The following is a 16,308-nucleotide window of genomic DNA, read 5'->3' as shown; positions in this document are numbered from 1 at the left end:
GGAGAATGCCACGATGACCGTCACCGACACCCACGGCACGAACGCCTACACGGCCCAGCAACTGGCCGACCTCCTCGCCGAGCGGCTGCCAGCGGCCTTTGCCGAGCGCGAGAGCGACTACTTCGGCGTCTACTTCCTCGCCACCCTCGCCGACACGACCCGCATCAAGGTCCAGCCAAACGCCATTCCTGGAGACGACGGCGAAGACGACCTTCTCGAGGACGACTACCCCGACGTGTCCGTTCTCCTCATCGTCACCGCACCAGCCGGAGATCAACTCCTGAACACCGAGCTTGCAGCAATCGACGGACTCACCCGGCTCCGATCATCTCGAAGCTGAGAAGCCACCGATCCACAGGTATTGACGATTGCTCGGCGCCCAGTTTGTCGAACCCGTCGAGCACTGCGTCCAAGTCCGCGATGACCGCGACTCTCATCTCGAAGCGACGGAAGAAGTTGCGGTATCGCGCGATGCTGCCCTTGCCCTCGACCTTGGCGATGGCCGCACCATGCTTGTCGAAGTCCCACTGAGGGCAGAGGGTGCTTGCGATATGAGGGATAAGGAGGTGGTCGCTGGGGCCTTCCACGAGGAGCACGGAATTGGCGAAGAATGCCGCCTCGTTGTTCTCCTGTGTGATGATCTCGAACTGGTCGCGGGCGTCAAAGTCGGGCAGGTCGACCACGCAGGTCCGGCTAGCCGGCGGGTTCAGTGCATGGTCCTTGACCACCTTGACGAAGGTTCCTGTGGCCCCGGGGCATAGAAGGCCGACGAGTGCGTACTGACCAGCACATCGTTGTAGTCGGAGAACACGGTCAGCGCTTCGAAGAGCTTGCGCTGCGCCCGCGGATGAAGAAAGACTTCAGGCTCTTCGAACAGCAGAAGGCAGGGCTGCTGCGCGCTGTCCGGCCCGGCTGGCCGAGCGGTCTTCAGGTCTACATAAGCCCGCAGGATGGCGAACGCCACTGACCTGCGCAGGCCATCGCCCTTAGTCTTGAACGGACCGCTGATGCCGTCGTTGACGGCGATCTCCGCTTCCTCCAGCAGGCTGCGCAGACGAGGCGGAGGGATCTCCAGACGCACACTTGCGCGGGGAAGGACTCCTGCAGATTCCGCTGGATCACTGATTCGATCTGACTCACCTCTGGCAGGCGCTCATCCGACTCCTTGCCGTCCTCCTTCGTCACCACGTTGAGCTGGGTGCGCAGCTGCTCGAAGGAGGACTCAAGCGCAGGGAGCTGATGCTCGATGTCCTCGAACAGGATGGACAGCAGCCGTCCGAACGTCGCCGTTGAGCTGGTTTTGACCTCGTCGTTGAGTTCCTTCACAGCCGGGATGTAGATCGGCTCCGGCAAGAGCGACATCACCGACTTGTCCAGTCCTGTCGGCAACGGCTCATCGCCCAGGGTGAAGTCTTCATTGGCGAGAGCTGTGACGATCTCGTTCCAGGCGCGCCTGACTGCCGCGCGGGTGATCTTCCCGGGCAGGGTCGCATGAATGTCCGGATAGGTGAGCCTGACGCGCTCTGCGAGCTCCTCATCGGTGATCTTGGCCTCAGGACCTCGTCGAGCGTCGGCCGCTGGTAGCGGAGGTCCTTGGGTACCTTCTTGACCAACCGCACAACGCCCTTACCGGGCCCTGCGTAGATCCGGGCCAGGGCGAGCCGACCGTCATGGATCGCGGGCTCGATGCGAGCCCGGTGGCCTTCCTCGAGACGGAGTAAGTCTGCCTCGTTGATGCCTGCGAAGGTGAGCTGGATGCGCACCGGCCGCGCGGGGTTCAGGAAGTCGGTCGGCGTGGCCGAACCCGAACGCAGAAACATGTTAAGGGCCTGGAACACCGACGACTTCCCGGCGTTGTTTTCGCCGATCAGGCAACCGAATCGGGAAAACGGCATGTCCACCTGACTGAGGCCACGGAAGTTGTCGATCCTGATGTGTTCGAGGCGCATGGTGCTCCAGAGGACGGTCAAGCGGAATGAGCATCGTAGAGGCCGGTGTGGCCGTCCCGCTGACGTTCACCAGCACCAGGCCCTGGGCCCATGACTCCCGGGGTCTCTCTGTGCATGGGGGGCGTGTCTGGCTGGTTCAACGATCCGTCAGCAGTGGTGTTACGCCCACTCCATGCACAGCTCCCGCAATGCGTGTCCAGGCGCCCCGCAGGACACGCCACGCTTCAGCACCCACAGACTCTGCTGCTACGCCCAGTCGATGCCGAGTGCGGCGAGTGCTGTCCAGGATCGGTTTTTGTGATCGGTTCACGGATGGCTGAGCTGGGCTGATCAGTTCGTGTGTCTGGCTGTGTTCGGGGGGGGCGGGCGGCGGGAGGTGATCGCTGGGTGGCTGAAGGTGTTGGTTGTGGTGGCAGTCTGAGCTGTGGGTTTGTCAGGTATCAGGGTCGTTGATCAGTTGTAGCCGTCTTCTTCTGAGAGTTGGTCACTTTCTCTGATCGCGGGTATGCGCCGGGCCGCATCGTCGGGTGTCGTCGAGATGCCTGGCAGGACGGAGCGAGGGTTCCGCAGCCGGCGCCGGTAGGCGTTGTTACGAAAATACTCTCTTGCCCTGCTGGAGAGCCCTCCTGCTTATCGCGCCTCTGAGCTGCGGGAACGCGGCTTCGATACCGGGAACCGGTCTTGCTTGGGCTGTACCTGGCTATGCTCGCCTTGGTGGTGGCACACATGTGCCTGCACCAGACGACCCCGCCTTCTCCGGCGGGGTTTTTCATGCCTCACGCCGATGGCCCCGACGCGAAGACGCGTCGGGGCCATCGGCGTTTTCGGTCTCGAAGGAGCGAAGCTGATGTCTGACGTCCCGTGGGCAGTTGTGGCGGTGGTGGGGTTGCTCGCCCTGGTCTGTCTGGCCGCGCTTGTCGCCCACGCCGTTCTGGCTGCGTTGGCTATCCGCCGTGCGCGGCTGGAAGATCTGCCGGTCATGCTGGACAGCAGCGGGCGGACGCTTCTGGGGCTCTTCAAGTCGCTGCGGGTGGGAGTCGGGCAGGCTGGCCTCAGTGCGGGACCGGGGGCAGGCCCGCAGGGGCCGGTGGCCGATCCCGCACTCTCCGGCGGTGCGACGTCGCCGGACAGTACGGCAGTTGCGGAGCCGGGCGGGGAGGAGCGCAGTGAGGCGAGAACAGTACTGGCCGGACAAGGATCCCGTCAGCCGCCGGATCGGCGATGACGTCCTCGGGCGTGCCCTGCGCAAGGTGTTGCGGGACTCCGAACGGCGACTCCTGCTCGACTATCTGCACGGGGCTCCACTCGTGCAGATGGCCCGACAGTTCGGGTGGACGGTAGAGGGCTTGCAGGAGCTCATCAGGAGCCTGCTGATCAGGCTGCGGGACTCGGAGTTCGGGCCCCAGCTGCGTGAGGAGCTGTTGAGCCGGACGGGTCCGCAGCACTCGGCCCTGGTCTGGGAGGGTGTCAAAGAGGTACCTGTCCATCGGTGCCAGCGTGTCGGCTGTACCACGCCGCCCTTCGTGCAAAAGGCCCGCGGGCGTACGCGCAAGTACTGCAGCGACGCGTGCAAGCAGGCTGCCTACCGCAGTGCGCGGGCTGAGCAGCCCGCCAAGCGCGCAGTAGCTCCCGCAGCGCTGTCCAACCCATGGTTCAGGGTGGCGCGCCCACGGAAAGGGCGGCGCATGCCCTACCGCTTCCTCGACTACACAGACACTGAGGCGGCGTTCCCTGACATCCAGGACGTCAAGCGGGCCATGCCGGAAAGCAGCGAGGACAGCGAGTACTTCCGATGGAAGCTGTCCGAGTGGATGCCTTCGCAGGGTCGGCCGGAGGGCCTGGGGACGCAGGGGGTCGGTGCCAAGGCTGCCGAGGGCATGGAGAGGATCGGCTTTTGGGTGGTGGACGGCAACGGCAGGATGCGCGCGTTGCGGGATTTGCGCACAGTCATTCCTGCACGGGATCTGCGACGGACTGCGCGGCCCGACGGTTCAGCGTGGCCGGAGCTCGCTGCGCTCGATTCACTGTTCAGAAAGAGGGGCAGCCGGCGCGTGCGTGGCTCCGCTCGTGGAGCCGCCCCCTCTGAACCGCGGCGTGCGCCGACTTTCCCAAGCGGTCACAGGCGCTCTCGCCGGAGGCGGGTGCCAAGCCTGTCTTACCCCTTGCCAGTCGTCTCGTCAGTGCCGAACAACCCTGGGTACTGCCCGCGCTGGAACCGGTCCCGAGAGCGCCGGCAGCAGGCCGCGCGGCCGATAGCACGGAAGGCCAACACGCCTACGTCTACTGCGCGCCCAACTCGGCTAGAGCGGTGAGTAGGCGGCGGTGAGCCTAGCGCGCCTGCTGTTGCTGTTCGACAGGAACCGTCGTGCGGTGCGCCTGGTGGCGTCGTATCTGGACTCACGGCCCCGGCCGCATGACTGCATGCGGTCGACTGTGGGTGGCAATCAGCGGAAAGGTTGTCCTGGAAGCTCGTGCGGATGTGCTCCGCCGACCGTTCCGTACCAGCCGATTTGCCAGAAGCAAGGTTTTCAGGATAGGTTGCCGCCACTTTAAAGCTTGACACATGCAAGGTTTGAGGGGAGGGTGGGATATGACTGATCGGATGGACGTGCTCCTCGCAGCGCTGGACCGTCAGGGATTTAAGAGTCACCAGAGTGCTCAGGGCTCATGGCGGTTCTCCCGGAACGGCACTGCAGTTCTGGCCGGTCCCGAGCCGGAGACGCCGGGGCAGTGGATCGACCTGATCGTGCAGCTGCGCAGGGCGGGCTTGGTCTTCCCGGATGAGGACTAGGCCCAGGTGCAGGCGGGGGCCAGAAGGCCGGGCCCCCGCCCCGTCCATCCGAGCACTGCCAGATGAACCGGATAGAGGAGGAGAGGAGAAGGAAATGGGACAAGAGTGGCGGGCATCCGTAACTGTGGGCGCTGTGGGCACCTTCAGGGATGAGCAGTTCGAAGAGCTACGCCGGTACTGCGCTGGCGTCGTCAGGCACGAGGCTGATACTGAGCTCCTCTACCTGGTATGGCGTCTGGTAGCACCCAGCTTGTCGGAAGCCACGCAAGAGGCTCTCGAGGCCGCAACTGAAGGCCTCAGTGCTGCGCTAGGCCAAAGGCCTCGGCTGACGGACCTGCGAGTGGTCACTGCTGAGCAGGCAAACGCTGAGCGAGATCATCCGAAGGAACAGGACCTCATGGGGTACCGGGAAGCTGCTGCGGAGTTGGGCGTTACCCGCCAGAGGGTGGCTCAACTGGACGGCAGCCATCCGGACTTCCCACGCCCCATTGGCCGCATTGGTGCTGGTCCCGTCTTCACCGCCGATTCCATTCGGTCTTTCGCCACGAGGTGGGACCGTAGTCCGGGACGGCGGAGGGAAACCGTGACATCTGCTCATTGAGTAAGCAGGGCCCCACTGGCTCTTGGCCTTCATTAGCCAGTGGGGCCCTGCTTCTCGCCGTGGATGTGTTCTTCATTGGGGTGGCACTACGCCTTGATGGCGGTTCTGGAGAGCTGCTTGGGCGCCGCAGAGGCGAATCGGCTGCTTCAAGACAGGACGGGGCTGCTGCGTGATCGGGTGACAGCGGGGTTATGCAGCCAGGGCTGCGGGTGGGGTCATGATGGTCTCGTACTCGACGGGGGTCAATCGGGATAGGCGTCTCTGGCGTCGGCGTCGGTGGTAGGTGCGTTCAATCCAGGTCACGATCGCGATCCGCAAGTCCTGCCGGGTAGCCCAGACTTGACGGTCCAGGACGTTCTTCTGCAGCAGTGCAAAGAAGCTCTCCATGGCCGCGTTGTCGCCGGCCGCCCCGACCCTGCCCATCGAGCCGACGAGGTCGTGCCGGACGAGAGCGGACACGAACTTCCGTGACCGGAACTGAGAGCCGCGATTCGAATGCACAATGCACCCGGCCACCTGGCCGCGGCGGGCGACGGCGGATTGCAGAGCGGTGACCGCGAGGTGGGACTTCATCCGGGCGTCGATGGAATAGCCCACGATGCGGCCCGAGAACACCTCCTTGACGGCGCACATACACAGCTTGCCCTCGCCGGTTGGGTGCTCGGTGATGTCCGTGAGCCACAGCCGGTTCGGGGCGTCGGCGGTGAAGTCCCGCCGCACCAGGTCGTCGTGGACCGGTGGCCCGGCCTTGGCGTGCTTCCCGCGGCCGCTTCGCTTGCCGAAGGCACTCCACCAGCTGTTGTCCCGGCAGATCCGCCAGGCGGTCCGCTCGGCCATCACCTCACCGGCCGCGTGGGCCTCGTCGACAAGGAAGCGGTGCCCGAACTCGGGATCGTCGCGGTGCGCGTCGAACAGTGCATTGGCCCGGTACGCCCCGGCCATCTCAGCATCAGTGACCGGCCTGGTCAGCCACCGGTAGTAGGGCTGACGGGCCAGCCCGAGCACCCGGCACGTCACCGCCACCGGCACCCGGCAAGGGGCAGCGGCGGCGGCCAGCTCGCGGACGAGCGGGTACATCATTTTGCCGGCAGGTTCGCCTGCGACAGATACGCCGCAGCCCTCCTGAGCACGTCGTTCTCCTGCTCCAGCAGCCGGATCCGTTTGCGGGCCTCGCGCAGCTCGGCCGACTCACCCGACGCCGTTGCGGGCCTGGCCCCTTCGTCGGTGTCGGCGCGGCGCAGCCACTTCGACAGCGTGATCGGGTGGGCCCCGAAGTCGGCGGCGATCTGTTCCAGTGTGACGCCGGGCTCGCGGTTGCGCGCGACCCGCACGACGTCCTCGCGGAACTCCTTCGGATACGGCTTGGGCACTGCAACATCCTTCCAGGCCGCTTCTCAGCAAGCCAGGTCAGGTGTCACCCAACCCTGCAGCAGTCCCGTTCGGTCAGGTGGGGTGAGGGCGGCATACCGGCTCGGGCGCGTTGTTTGGCGCGGTTGCGCTGGCTGAACAGCCACATGCCCAGGGGGTGGCCGTCGTGCCGGGTGTCACGGGGGGCTGCGAGGTGGCCGTGTTCGGCGTGCCAGGCCCGGGCGTGTGCCAGGGCCGTCTCGAAGCCAGGCCTCAGATCGGGGCGGTGCCCGAGGCGGCTGTGAGGGCTGCGGGGACGCTTCGGCTCGGCGGCACGCCGATCGTGACGTCGACCGGTGGGAGCCGCAGGGTCTGCAGTCCTTCTGGCGCGGCTTGCCGTGTCGTCCATGTTCGGGACCCGGGGCACAGCGGATGTTTTGGGGGCCGTATGTGCATGGTCTTGGGCCGTGCGTGCTACCTCGGTGGTGATGCCGATGTCGGTGAGGAGTTGCCGCTGCTCGGGGTGGAGCTCGTCGTGCGTGGCGCACTGGCGCCACAGCCAGTCAGCGGTGCCATCGTCGAGGTCATTGAAGCCGTTCTCCGGGTGCAGGGGATGGCCGGCTTGGACGTGGTCGCGGGCGCGGTAGTAGCGGCGCTGCCATGTCAGGTGCCAGGGCGGGTTCCACCAGGGATCGATGACCGCGAGGGCCTGTGCCCGGGCGGCGGGTAGGGGCTGGCGGTCAGAGCGCCGGTGGTTGCGCTGGTTGGACAGCCACTGCCCGAGCGGGTAGCCGTCGTGGAGGGTCGTCTGGGCGACGGTGGCGAGGTTGCCGTGGACGCTGGCGAATGCGCGGGCGTGGGCGAGCCCTGTCTGGAAGCGTTCTGCGTAGCTGCGTCGTCTGGGGCGGGCGGTGGCTGCCGCCGCGGCGTGGATGCCGATTTGGGTGAGGAGGCGTTGTTGTTCGGGGTGGAGGGTGGGGTAGCGGGTGCACTGCAGGTGGAGCCATTCGCCGAGGCTGTAGCTGGTGGTGGGAAGCCGCGGGCCGACTGGAGCGGGCCGTGGGTGTCGGTGTGGGTGCGGGCTTGGTGCCAGGTGCGCTGCCACAGGGTGCTCCATGGCACGTTCCACCAAGGGTAGATGTCGTTCAGGGCGGCGGCTTGGTGGGCCGACATTCTGGTGTGGCTGGTACGCAGGTTGGCGATCCACTGGCCCAGTGGGTAGCCGTCGGGGACGTCTTCCTTCGGCACGGCCAGGTGGCCGTGCCGCTGGTGGTAGGCGTGAGCCTGTGCCAGGCCTGTTTGGAAGGCTTGCTCCGCTTGGAGACTGTGGCCGCGCAGCCGCTTGGCCGCCTGTGGCGCCGGCTGCTCGCGGTCGGCGGCCGATCCCTGGGGAGGAGGTCGCTCAGAGGGCGGGGCCGGTGCGATGAGTGCACCTTCCACAGCGTGTGCTGCGCCGCGGGTGCCTGGTTGGCGCGGGTGCGTACCAAGGAGTGGGCCCAGGTGAACAGTGGCCCGTGGGTGACGTTGGCGAGGTGGCGGGCGAGCCAGGGCCGCTGGAGGTGGTCGGCGAGTTCGGCCAGCAGCGCGGGCATCTCGCCGAGGCGGTAGGGGAGATGGCCGCAGGCTTGGGCGACGGAGTGCTGCTGCCGGAGAGAGTTGGCCAAGACCCGAGCGACGGCGACGGTTTCGGGATAGGTGATCAGGTCGCGTGCCGCTACCTTCCACCAGCCGGGATCGGCCTCGGCGGGACGCGTCACTGCAAGGCGTGCCAGCCAGTGCTGTTCCTCGCTGGGGCAGGGCTGTTCCCACCAGAAGCTGGTGATGGCGCGGGCGACCTGGAAGGCCCGCGCTCCGGTGGGAGAGCGGCGTAGCAGCCGGACATGCCGTCGCTGGGCGTCGATTACCTCCGGGCACCGGCCAAGGGGGACGGGCAGGCCGCTGGTGCCGGGCAGGTACAGGAGCCAGTACTGGTGGCGGGCGCAGACCCGCTGCTCGGGGGCCAGGTAGCGCCGGGCAGGCACGCGGCGTCCGGTGCGGGCGGCGGTGCAGGCGGGGCAGGCGGGCCCCCACGGGGCGACGGCTTCCTCGCCGCGGGTCAGGCGGCCGGCCGGGCCGCCTGGGTAGTGCGCGTGTGGTTCTGCGCGTGTCCACGCCGGCAGAGCATTCTCCAGCACCGCTGCCTGTGCATGGCTCAGGGCGCATACTCGTTCGCGTACCTGGGCGTTGAGGTGGATCTCGCTGTCCGGGTGGAGCATCCCGGCGACGTTTTGCCGGCCGTCGGTCTCGGTGATGGCGGCGAGCAGGTCGCGCAGGCCGAGGTGGTAGCGGGCGGCGAGCCGGTTCAGGAACGACAGCGTCAGCTCCCCGCGCAGCGGAGACACCCGTCCGGCCGCCCCGCCGGCCAGGTCCGTGACGAGGACGCCGGACGCCGCCGGTTTGTCTCCCGCACGCTCGTTCCCGGGCTTGCGGCTGTGTGCCGTCGTGCTGGACCGGTGCGCCACGCCGGATGTCTCCTACTTCCGTCGTGCGGGCCGGACCGGCCGGGCCCGGGTTTCGGCGGCCGCGTCGAGCTCCACCTCGCTCAGCAACTGCTTGGTGATCCGCTCGGTGCCTTCGGTGATGGCGATCAGGGCGGCTTCGCGGATGAGGTGGGAGAGGCTGCCGATCCGCCCGCCGGTGCGGGCGTGGAGGTAGGCGGCGTGCTTGACCAGGGTTCCGGGCCGGTGTGCGCGCAGCCGCAGCAGATTCTCCATGGCCCGCACGAGGTCGTTCCAGACAGCCCGGTCTTGCTCCGTCGCGTAGGCCGGTGGGCGGTGGCGGAAGATTTTGAAGCGGCCGGCGATCTGCGCGCCGCGTACTCCGCTGAGCAGTGAGGAGGTCTCGATGTCGATGGCGGAGTAGACGAAGGTGGCCGGGATGCGTTCGCCGAGGTACTTGAGCTGGTCGGAGGTTTCCGCACCGGCGCGCCGCTGGGTGTCCAGGAGGTGGACGTCGTCGATGAGGACCAGCTGGGTGCCCAGTTCGCACAGCAGGTCGCAGACGGCGCCGGTGATCTGGGTCTGGTTGAGGCGGTCGGTGATGGGCATGCCGAGGAACCGGGCGAATTCGCTGACGAGCATCTTCGGGGTGGCGGCCGGCGGCACGCTGATGAACAGCACCGGTCTTCTGTCGCCGTTGCCGGGGTGCTGGCGGGCGTCGGCCAGATGGAAGGAACGCCCGAGCGCCATCATCGTGGTGGTCTTCCCGGTCGTGGCCGGACCGGAGATGATCAGACCGCGCCGGGCGCCCGCCTGCTGGCGGCGGTTGACCAGCAGCAGCCGTCGCACGGTGGTGAAGACACTGTCCATGGCCGGGGTGCGCATGACGGCGAGTTCGGAGTGGTAGTCCTCGCGCTCCGTCTGGGACCAGGCGCCGTCGTTGGCGTCCAGGGCGGGGGCCGGCGCCCGGTGGACGAAGGCGTCCCAGCCCTGCCACAGGGTCGGAGGAGCCAGTGGAGCGAACCCGGCGGCGTCGTTCGAGAGCGGACTCACCATCGCAGGGATTCCTCAAAGGGGTCGTAGACCGTGACGGAGGAATCTCGCGCCGGCCGTGCTTGTCCGCCCTCTGCACCGGCTGCTGCAAGGCCCCGGGTGACGGCGGGCCCAGGGTGCTGGTGCTCACCCGCTGCGTCGGCTGCCTCCTCCCCTTCGTCTTCGGCGAAGAGCTCCTCACCGTGGTCGAAGGCGTCGTCCTCGCTGGGCCTGTCGGCTTCCGTCTGCGGCGGCTGGCCGTACAGGAGCCCCCACACCGCACTGTCTGCGTTCGCGGCGCCGTGGGCGAGGGCCCGGGCGGCGACGGTCTTGTCCCGGCGGCTGCCGTGTCCGGCGGCGGCGCGTTCCAGCAGCTCGCGCAGGGCGAGGGCCAGGTCGTGTTCGTGCTGGACGCGGCTGCCGCGCTGGGCGACGGTGCGCCGGATGTGCTGCCAGGTGAAGTCGGTGAACGGGGCGCTGACCAGGGTGTGGTGGATCCAGGGCACCACCTCCCACCCGTGCCCTCGCGGCTGGCCGGGTTTCGGCAGGCGCACCCAGACCTGGCCGGGAGGGTGCGGGTTGTAGTGGATCTCCCACAGGCCGTCCGCCGTCGGCGAGGCTTCGCCGCGGTAGGGGTTGAGGACCTGGTGGTCGTAGGTGCGGTAGTCGATGCGGATGCCGTAGTCGTTGATCTTCTGCCGTTTGACGGGCATCAGCTCGATGTAGTCCTCGCGCCCCAGCGGCGCCGGGACGTATCCGCACACGGCGACCAGCGCCGCCCACATCTCGTTCGGCGACAGAGCGCGGCGGGGCATCATCGGGTGCCGCAGCCCGTCGTGCGGGCGGACCTGCCACCCGCAGATGATCCACTCCTGCAGCAGGTCGTCCAGCTGGGCGAGCGTCCATACCGCCTCGCTTTCCGCTTTCCGGCCGCGTTCGCCGGTGTGGGAGCCCGTGTAGCCGGCCACGTGCTGGGCGAACAGCGTGTTGATCGAGGAGAACGTGCGCTCCACATGCCCTTTGGCCGGCCCGTTGCCCGGCGGCGCCGGCTGCAGGGAAATGCCCAGCGACCCGCATGCGGCGACGAACGAGGACGAGACGAACACCTTGCCCTGATCGACCACGACGGTCCGCGGGGTGATGACCGGGCGCGCTGCGGCCCCTTCCAGGCGGTCATCCACGCTCAGCAGCCGCTCATAGGGAATCACTGAGCGTTCCATCGCCAGTGCCTCGGGCCAGGCAGGCCGCATCGGCGCTGGGACCATCATCTGCGCCAGCAGGTGCGCCGCGTCCATACTGCGGGTTCCCTTCGGGCGCAGCACGGCCGCGCAGATACTGCGGGTCGCCACATCCAGCGCGATGGTCAGCTCGGGCCGCTCCACCACTCCGTCGTCGAGCACCACGAAGGCATCCAGCACGGTGCTGTCCATCATCACCAGCTCACCCGGCGCCATCACCGTCGTCGGGACGAACGGGGGAGCCGGTCGCGCCGAGCGCCAGCGCCGTTGCCGCGCACTGCCCAGCAGCCCGCGCCCGTCGGCCAGGGCGTGCACGAGCCGGTTGAACGTCGCGGTCGACGGCAGCGGCACCGCCTCGTGGCCGTGCCGCTCGGCCAGCAGCCGCTCGGTGTACACCCGAAGCCGCCCCAGCGTCCCGCTGGAGCGTTCCTGCCCGGCCTCCAGCACCTCCCGCAGGGCGGCCACCACCCGCTCATCCGCACGCCCCAGTGCCGACCGGGGCCGGGCGGCCCGCTGATCCACCAGTCCCCACAGCCCGCCGTCGCGGTAGCGGGCCCGCATGCGCCGCACCGTCACCGCGCTGGTCGGCATACCCGCCGCCGACAGCTCTGCCGCCTTTGCTTCCTCCCGCTGCGCCAACGTCCGCACCTGCGGGTCGTACTCAGCCCGTAGAGGACCAACAGCACCGGATCCGCCCGGGTGCCCCGTCTCCACCTCCCGCACATGCCGCTCCCATGCCAACGCCCGCTCCCGCACCGGTACGGGCAACGACTCCAGCAAGCCCAGCGGCGGCACCCGGCAGACGGAGGGCGCAGCCACAACCTCGAACCCCTCGTCGGCGAACAACAGCGACAGCAGCAGCGCCGCCATCTCGCCGTTCCCGGCGATCAGCCGCACCTGCCCGCCAGCGAGGGCCGCCACCGTCCAGGCCCGCCCCTCGAACCGCACCCGGGACCCCACCTCGACCACCGGCCCGCCGGACCCCCGGCCCCGTGCCCCCGTCACGCCGTCTGCGCCCACACCGGCATCCGCTCATGCATGGGAGCGCCCAGATCCGCGGACAGCCGCCCCGCCCACAGGGCATGGAACAGCGCGGGAAGAACCACCATCGGATCCCCGGTCCGGCGCACGCCCTCCCACAGCGGCGTACGGTCGGCGAACGACTCCCGCAACGCCGCCGCCAGCTGCTGTCCTCCGTGGTACCGCGGATGCCGGTACCCGGACAGCCAGGTCACGTTGCGCCGGTACACCGGATCGACCGGACCCAGCACCCAGTACCGCCAGCCCACCGCCGCACACACCTCACCGACCACCGCCGCGAGGGACCGCTGCCGCCGAGAAAGCCCCCCTCTGGCGGTGCAGTCAGCCAAGACTCCCTGGCCGTCGGTGAGCCGGAGCATCACCTGCGGGACATGCGTACACACTCCGCCCGGCGCACGCCACCGCAGTTCCAGCGGCCGACTGGCCAGGCCACTGACGCGTGGATCGCGGTCGAGCAGCATCAGATGCAGCCGCATCGCCCCAGAGCCGTAGTGCACGAGCCGTCCGGTGGTCGCCGACCACCACCATCCCGGCGCCGTCCGCTTGCCCTTGCGGGCTGAAAACGGCCTCAGAGGCGGACACTGCTCGAAGGCCACTTCGGCGGCCGCCGCCTGCCACGGCGAACACTCCGTCGTCCCGCTCGCAGCCAAGAACCGTACGTCCACAGCTCTGACATCGGCCGGCCCGGCCGTTTCCGCATCCCATATCCCATTTCGTGCTCCGCACACAGAGCCAAACGTCTTGTCGGCTCATCCGGTAATGGGCAAAACAAGCCAAAGGGAAACGCGTGCCAGAGACCCAGGTCCGCCGGTCCTGCCGGGCGCCCCTGACCTCGCAGATGTGCTGTCAGCCGCGCTCGGGCTGCTCTACGGCCCAGGCGTAACCCAGCTCAGCGAACGCTGCTCGCTGCTCCGCATCCAGACGGTCACGTCTGGCCCTCTGGTTACTCAGAAACACACCCAGCCTGATCGCCGAACCGTCCGGCAACTCCTCAATGTGCGCCCTTCCTACGACGGTTCTGCCTTCCCGCTGGATGTACTGGGCGAGGGCCGCCAGACCGCGCTGGAAGGCTGACGTCTTCCCGCCGTCCTTGGCCGCCGGGGCCGGTGCGGGCGGTTCGGCGGGTTCCACGCCCAGCGCTGTCAGCCGCTGCTGCTGTTCTTCGGAGAGCTCCGTCCAGTTGCGGCGTTGCCGCTGGAGCCATTTGCCGAGGTCGTCGCCTTCGTAGAGGACGCCGGGGGCGATGTGGGGGAGGCGGCTGTCGGGTTCGTCGGCGGCGAGTTCGGTGAGGATGCGGTGGTGGCGTTGCCAGTCGAGTGGCCAGGGGCAGTTCCAGTCGGGGTCGATCGCGGCCAGCTGGGCGGCCCGCGTTGCGGCGCGTTCGGGGTTCTTGCCGAGGCCGTTCTTGCGGCGGAGGTTGGCCATGTGTTCCCCGACGGGGACCAGTTGGCTGTCGGCGTCGCCCCAGAGGGCGTCGCGTCTGGGGGCGAGGTGGCCGTGTGCGCGGTGGTAGGAGCGCAGTACGGCGAGTTTGTTCTCCCACGCTTCGTCGCCGGGCTCCACACCATCCCGGCCTCGTCGAGCAGTGTCTTGCGGTGGGGATCGAGTTCGCCCGCACGGTAGGTGCGCCGCTGCTGGTGGACCCACCGCCCCAGCGGGAACGCCTTGGTGACGCCGGCCTCGGTCTCGGTGTCGTACGGGACGGCGTACAGGCCGGTGATGTGGTTCTTTTTCCGCCAGCGCAGCAGGGCCTGGTAGCCCTCCAGCCATACCAGGGACTCCGGCCGGTACACCCGGGTGCGCAGGAACGCCGCGATCGTCGCCGCGTCCCTCGGGGTGGAGAAGTGCAGCAGCGCTGACTCCACCGCGCCCTCGGTCTCGTGCTGCCCGCCCTCGCCTTCGGCCGTGGTGCCGACGATCCGCCCGTCCTCGTCCCGCTTCACGTGCACGTGCCGCTGCCCGCTGGTCAGCGCCCGGCTGGCGAGCTGTTCGACGAGGCGTTCCGAGTGCGAGCGCAGACCTTGGAGGACGGCTACGAGGGGTGCGAACGAGGCGGAGACGACCATGTCGGTCGGGTTCTCACCAGACTGCAGGAAGACGGGCACGATGATCCTGGCCACCTTGACCGTGCCGTCGGGGTTCGGGCGCAGCGCCCGGCCGATGTTCTGCACAATCTCCACCCGGGAACCGCGGGTGTCGGCGAAACACACCGCCTCAACACCCCGCTCGCCGACGATGTCGACGCCCTCGCCCAGGACCCGCACGCTGGCCAGGAACGCGCGGTGTACGCGGCGACCCGCGGCGTCGATACCGCCTGCGAACTGCCGTAGGGCTTCGCGTCGTTCGGCTACGAGGTGATCGCCGCACAGCCACGCCGACCACACCCTCTCCGGCGGCACGTGGCGGCCGGCCTCCAGCTGGTAGAACTCCGCATCGATCGACGACTTCGGCAGCAAGTCCGCGTCGGCCAGGGCCTCGTCGGAGACCTCGGCCGCGTGCAGCTCGGCGGCCGTCTGCGGCATCTTCTCCGCGAACGCCATCGCCTCCTCCACCCGTTGGTGGAAGGTCATAACCGTGCGCAGGTTCCGCGCGGCGGCGTGCTCCAGGAGCGCAGTCTGCAGCAGCGCCAGCCGCCGGCCCCGCTGCGCCTCCTCCGATAGTGCCTGGACGGGGGAGGGGTCGTGGATCTCCAGCACGTCGATCTCGAACCCGGCGAGGATGCCGCGCTCGATCGCCTCGGACAGTTCGAGCTCGTAGATCCACTCGCCGTACGGGCCGTCCGGATCGGACGCCATAGTCGCGATCTCCAGCTCCTGCCCGTCCCTGCCCTTCTGCGGCCGGGGGGAAGCGAGGATGCGTGGGGTGGCGGTGAGGTAGAGCCGGAAGTCCGCCGGGATGCGGGTGTTGTCGTGGATCGCCGCCCACGGCCGCCCGAGATCACCGGTCGTTGAGTGGGCTTCGTCGACGACGGCGAGGTCGAACGGGGCCATCGTCTGTCCGTACAACCGCTCTCCGCCCGCCAGAGCAGCCTCCAGCGGCCCGCGAACGCGTCCCTGACCCAGCGGGTCCTCCGGATCGTCGCGGTCCACGAGGGAGGCGTACGTGGCGAACACGACCACCGGCCCATGCCCCGCCCACAGCGCCAACTGGATCGCGTTCGTAGTGGTCCGTACGCCCAGCTGCTCCAGGATGTCGTCCTTCTCCAGCGAGCACACCCCGACCATCGGCCCGCTGTGACCGACCCTCCGCCACGCCTGAACGGTCTGCACGAGCAGATCGAGGGTAGGGACCATGACGAGGATCCGTCCGCCACGGAAGCACTCCAGCGCAGCCCACGCGGCCGTGATCGTCTTGCCAGACCCCGTGGCGGACACCACCGTGGCGCGCGTCCCTTCCGCAGGCACAGAGGACCTTGCAGGGAATCTGACCCACCGACGGATACGCGCAGTCGCATCCACCTGGTGCTCTCTGAGCACGATTCTCTGCATTCCAAACTGTCCTGTCATCAGTTCCTCTTGCCGAAAGCAGCGTTGCAGCCCGATGTCTAATCGATGGCAGGTGAGCTCTTAAACGCCGAGCCCTTTGAGGCCCCATTCATCGAGCCCGGAGTAGACCGTTGCCGTCCGGCATTGCGGTGCCAACATGCACTCAGCTTCCCCGCGGTAGACAGCCACAAGAGAGTCAGCTCCTCGCCACCAGGTGTCCGCGCGTCCGGCAACCTCCAAGACCGGTTCCAAGCCGTCGAGTTGCAGCGCCTCCACGGCTTCACCGGTCACCGTGGTGATAGTGCGGGCGCACCGACGGGCATGATCTGCGAGGGCCACCGACTCCA

The 16,308-nt window shown here is 68.3% G+C and carries 10 protein-coding genes and 4 pseudogenes; 2 read left to right on the top strand and 12 right to left on the bottom strand.

Annotated elements, in window-relative coordinates:
* Nucleotides 1-13: 13 nt before the first annotated feature.
* Complete coding sequence (locus OHO27_RS00070; RefSeq protein WP_328419104.1) at nucleotides 14-340, top strand: hypothetical protein; 327 nt, start codon at nucleotides 14-16, stop codon at nucleotides 338-340.
* On the opposite strand, the gene OHO27_RS00065 is transcribed toward OHO27_RS00070, so the two are convergent.
* The 3 genes from OHO27_RS00065 to OHO27_RS43000 form a co-directional block, all read right to left on the bottom strand.
* Nucleotides 312-683 carry an ATP-dependent endonuclease gene (locus OHO27_RS00065; protein WP_328419102.1) on the bottom strand — a complete coding sequence of 124 codons (372 nt, stop codon included), beginning with the start codon at nucleotides 681-683 and terminating at the stop codon, nucleotides 312-314. The genes OHO27_RS00070 and OHO27_RS00065 overlap by 29 nt on opposite strands.
* A 23-nt stretch (nucleotides 684-706) precedes the next feature.
* The gene (locus OHO27_RS00060) at nucleotides 707-1,081 is read right to left on the bottom strand and encodes an ATP-dependent nuclease (protein ID WP_328419100.1); all 375 of its coding nucleotides are present in this window, start codon (nucleotides 1,079-1,081) and stop codon (nucleotides 707-709) included.
* Between the two features lie 280 nt (nucleotides 1,082-1,361).
* Nucleotides 1,362-1,895 (bottom strand): hypothetical protein, encoded by a 534-nt coding sequence (locus OHO27_RS43000; RefSeq protein ID WP_443059683.1) that lies wholly within the window; start codon nucleotides 1,893-1,895, stop codon nucleotides 1,362-1,364.
* A gap of 901 nt (nucleotides 1,896-2,796) precedes the next feature.
* On the opposite strand from OHO27_RS43000, the gene OHO27_RS00050 reads away from it, so the two are divergent.
* Nucleotides 2,797-3,174: a hypothetical protein gene (locus tag OHO27_RS00050; RefSeq protein WP_328419096.1), complete on the top strand. Its 378-nt coding sequence runs from the start codon at nucleotides 2,797-2,799 to the stop codon at nucleotides 3,172-3,174.
* A gap of 2,356 nt (nucleotides 3,175-5,530) precedes the next feature.
* Here OHO27_RS00050 and OHO27_RS00045 read toward each other — a convergent pair.
* The 9 genes and pseudogenes from OHO27_RS00045 to OHO27_RS00005 all read right to left on the bottom strand — a co-directional run.
* Nucleotides 5,531-6,711, bottom strand: a protein-coding gene (locus OHO27_RS00045) for an IS3 family transposase (RefSeq protein WP_328419095.1) whose coding sequence is annotated in 2 segments (ribosomal slippage) — nucleotides 5,531-6,424 and nucleotides 6,427-6,711 — 1,179 coding nt in all. Because the reading frame shifts where the segments join, the coding sequence is not laid out codon by codon here.
* Nucleotides 6,712-6,755: 44 nt separating this feature from the next.
* Nucleotides 6,756-7,793: a helicase associated domain-containing protein gene (locus tag OHO27_RS00040; protein ID WP_328419093.1), complete on the bottom strand. Its 1,038-nt coding sequence runs from the start codon at nucleotides 7,791-7,793 to the stop codon at nucleotides 6,756-6,758.
* A gap of 92 nt (nucleotides 7,794-7,885) precedes the next feature.
* Nucleotides 7,886-8,128, bottom strand: a pseudogene (locus OHO27_RS00035) (helicase associated domain-containing protein); the annotation flags it as partial.
* A gap of 581 nt (nucleotides 8,129-8,709) precedes the next feature.
* Nucleotides 8,710-9,069: pseudogene (locus OHO27_RS00030) on the bottom strand (helicase associated domain-containing protein); the annotation flags it as partial.
* Nucleotides 9,070-9,201: 132 nt separating this feature from the next.
* A complete protein-coding gene (locus tag OHO27_RS00025) occupies nucleotides 9,202-10,221 on the bottom strand; it encodes an ATP-binding protein (protein WP_328419091.1) in 1,020 nt (339 codons plus the stop codon).
* On the bottom strand, nucleotides 10,215-12,455 hold the full coding sequence (locus OHO27_RS00020; RefSeq protein WP_328419089.1) for a Mu transposase C-terminal domain-containing protein: 2,241 nt from the start codon (nucleotides 12,453-12,455) through the stop codon (nucleotides 10,215-10,217). The genes OHO27_RS00025 and OHO27_RS00020 overlap by 7 nt, the downstream gene beginning before the upstream one ends.
* Entirely contained in the window at nucleotides 12,437-13,072 is a 636-nt protein-coding gene (locus OHO27_RS00015; RefSeq protein WP_328430297.1) for a TnsA-like heteromeric transposase endonuclease subunit, read from the bottom strand. Before OHO27_RS00015 ends, OHO27_RS00020 begins: the two co-directional genes overlap by 19 nt.
* A gap of 250 nt (nucleotides 13,073-13,322) precedes the next feature.
* A pseudogene (locus OHO27_RS00010) lies at nucleotides 13,323-15,964 on the bottom strand (Helicase associated domain protein).
* 78 nt (nucleotides 15,965-16,042) lie between these two features.
* Nucleotides 16,043-16,308, bottom strand: a pseudogene (locus OHO27_RS00005) (hypothetical protein); the annotation flags it as partial.

Origin of the sequence: Streptomyces sp. NBC_00443 (assembly GCF_036014175.1) — a bacterium.
Taxonomy (GTDB): Bacteria; Actinomycetota; Actinomycetes; order Streptomycetales; family Streptomycetaceae; genus Streptomyces.
The sequence above is the reverse complement of the archived record's forward strand: the minus strand, read 5'-3'. Positions and strand labels throughout refer to the sequence as shown.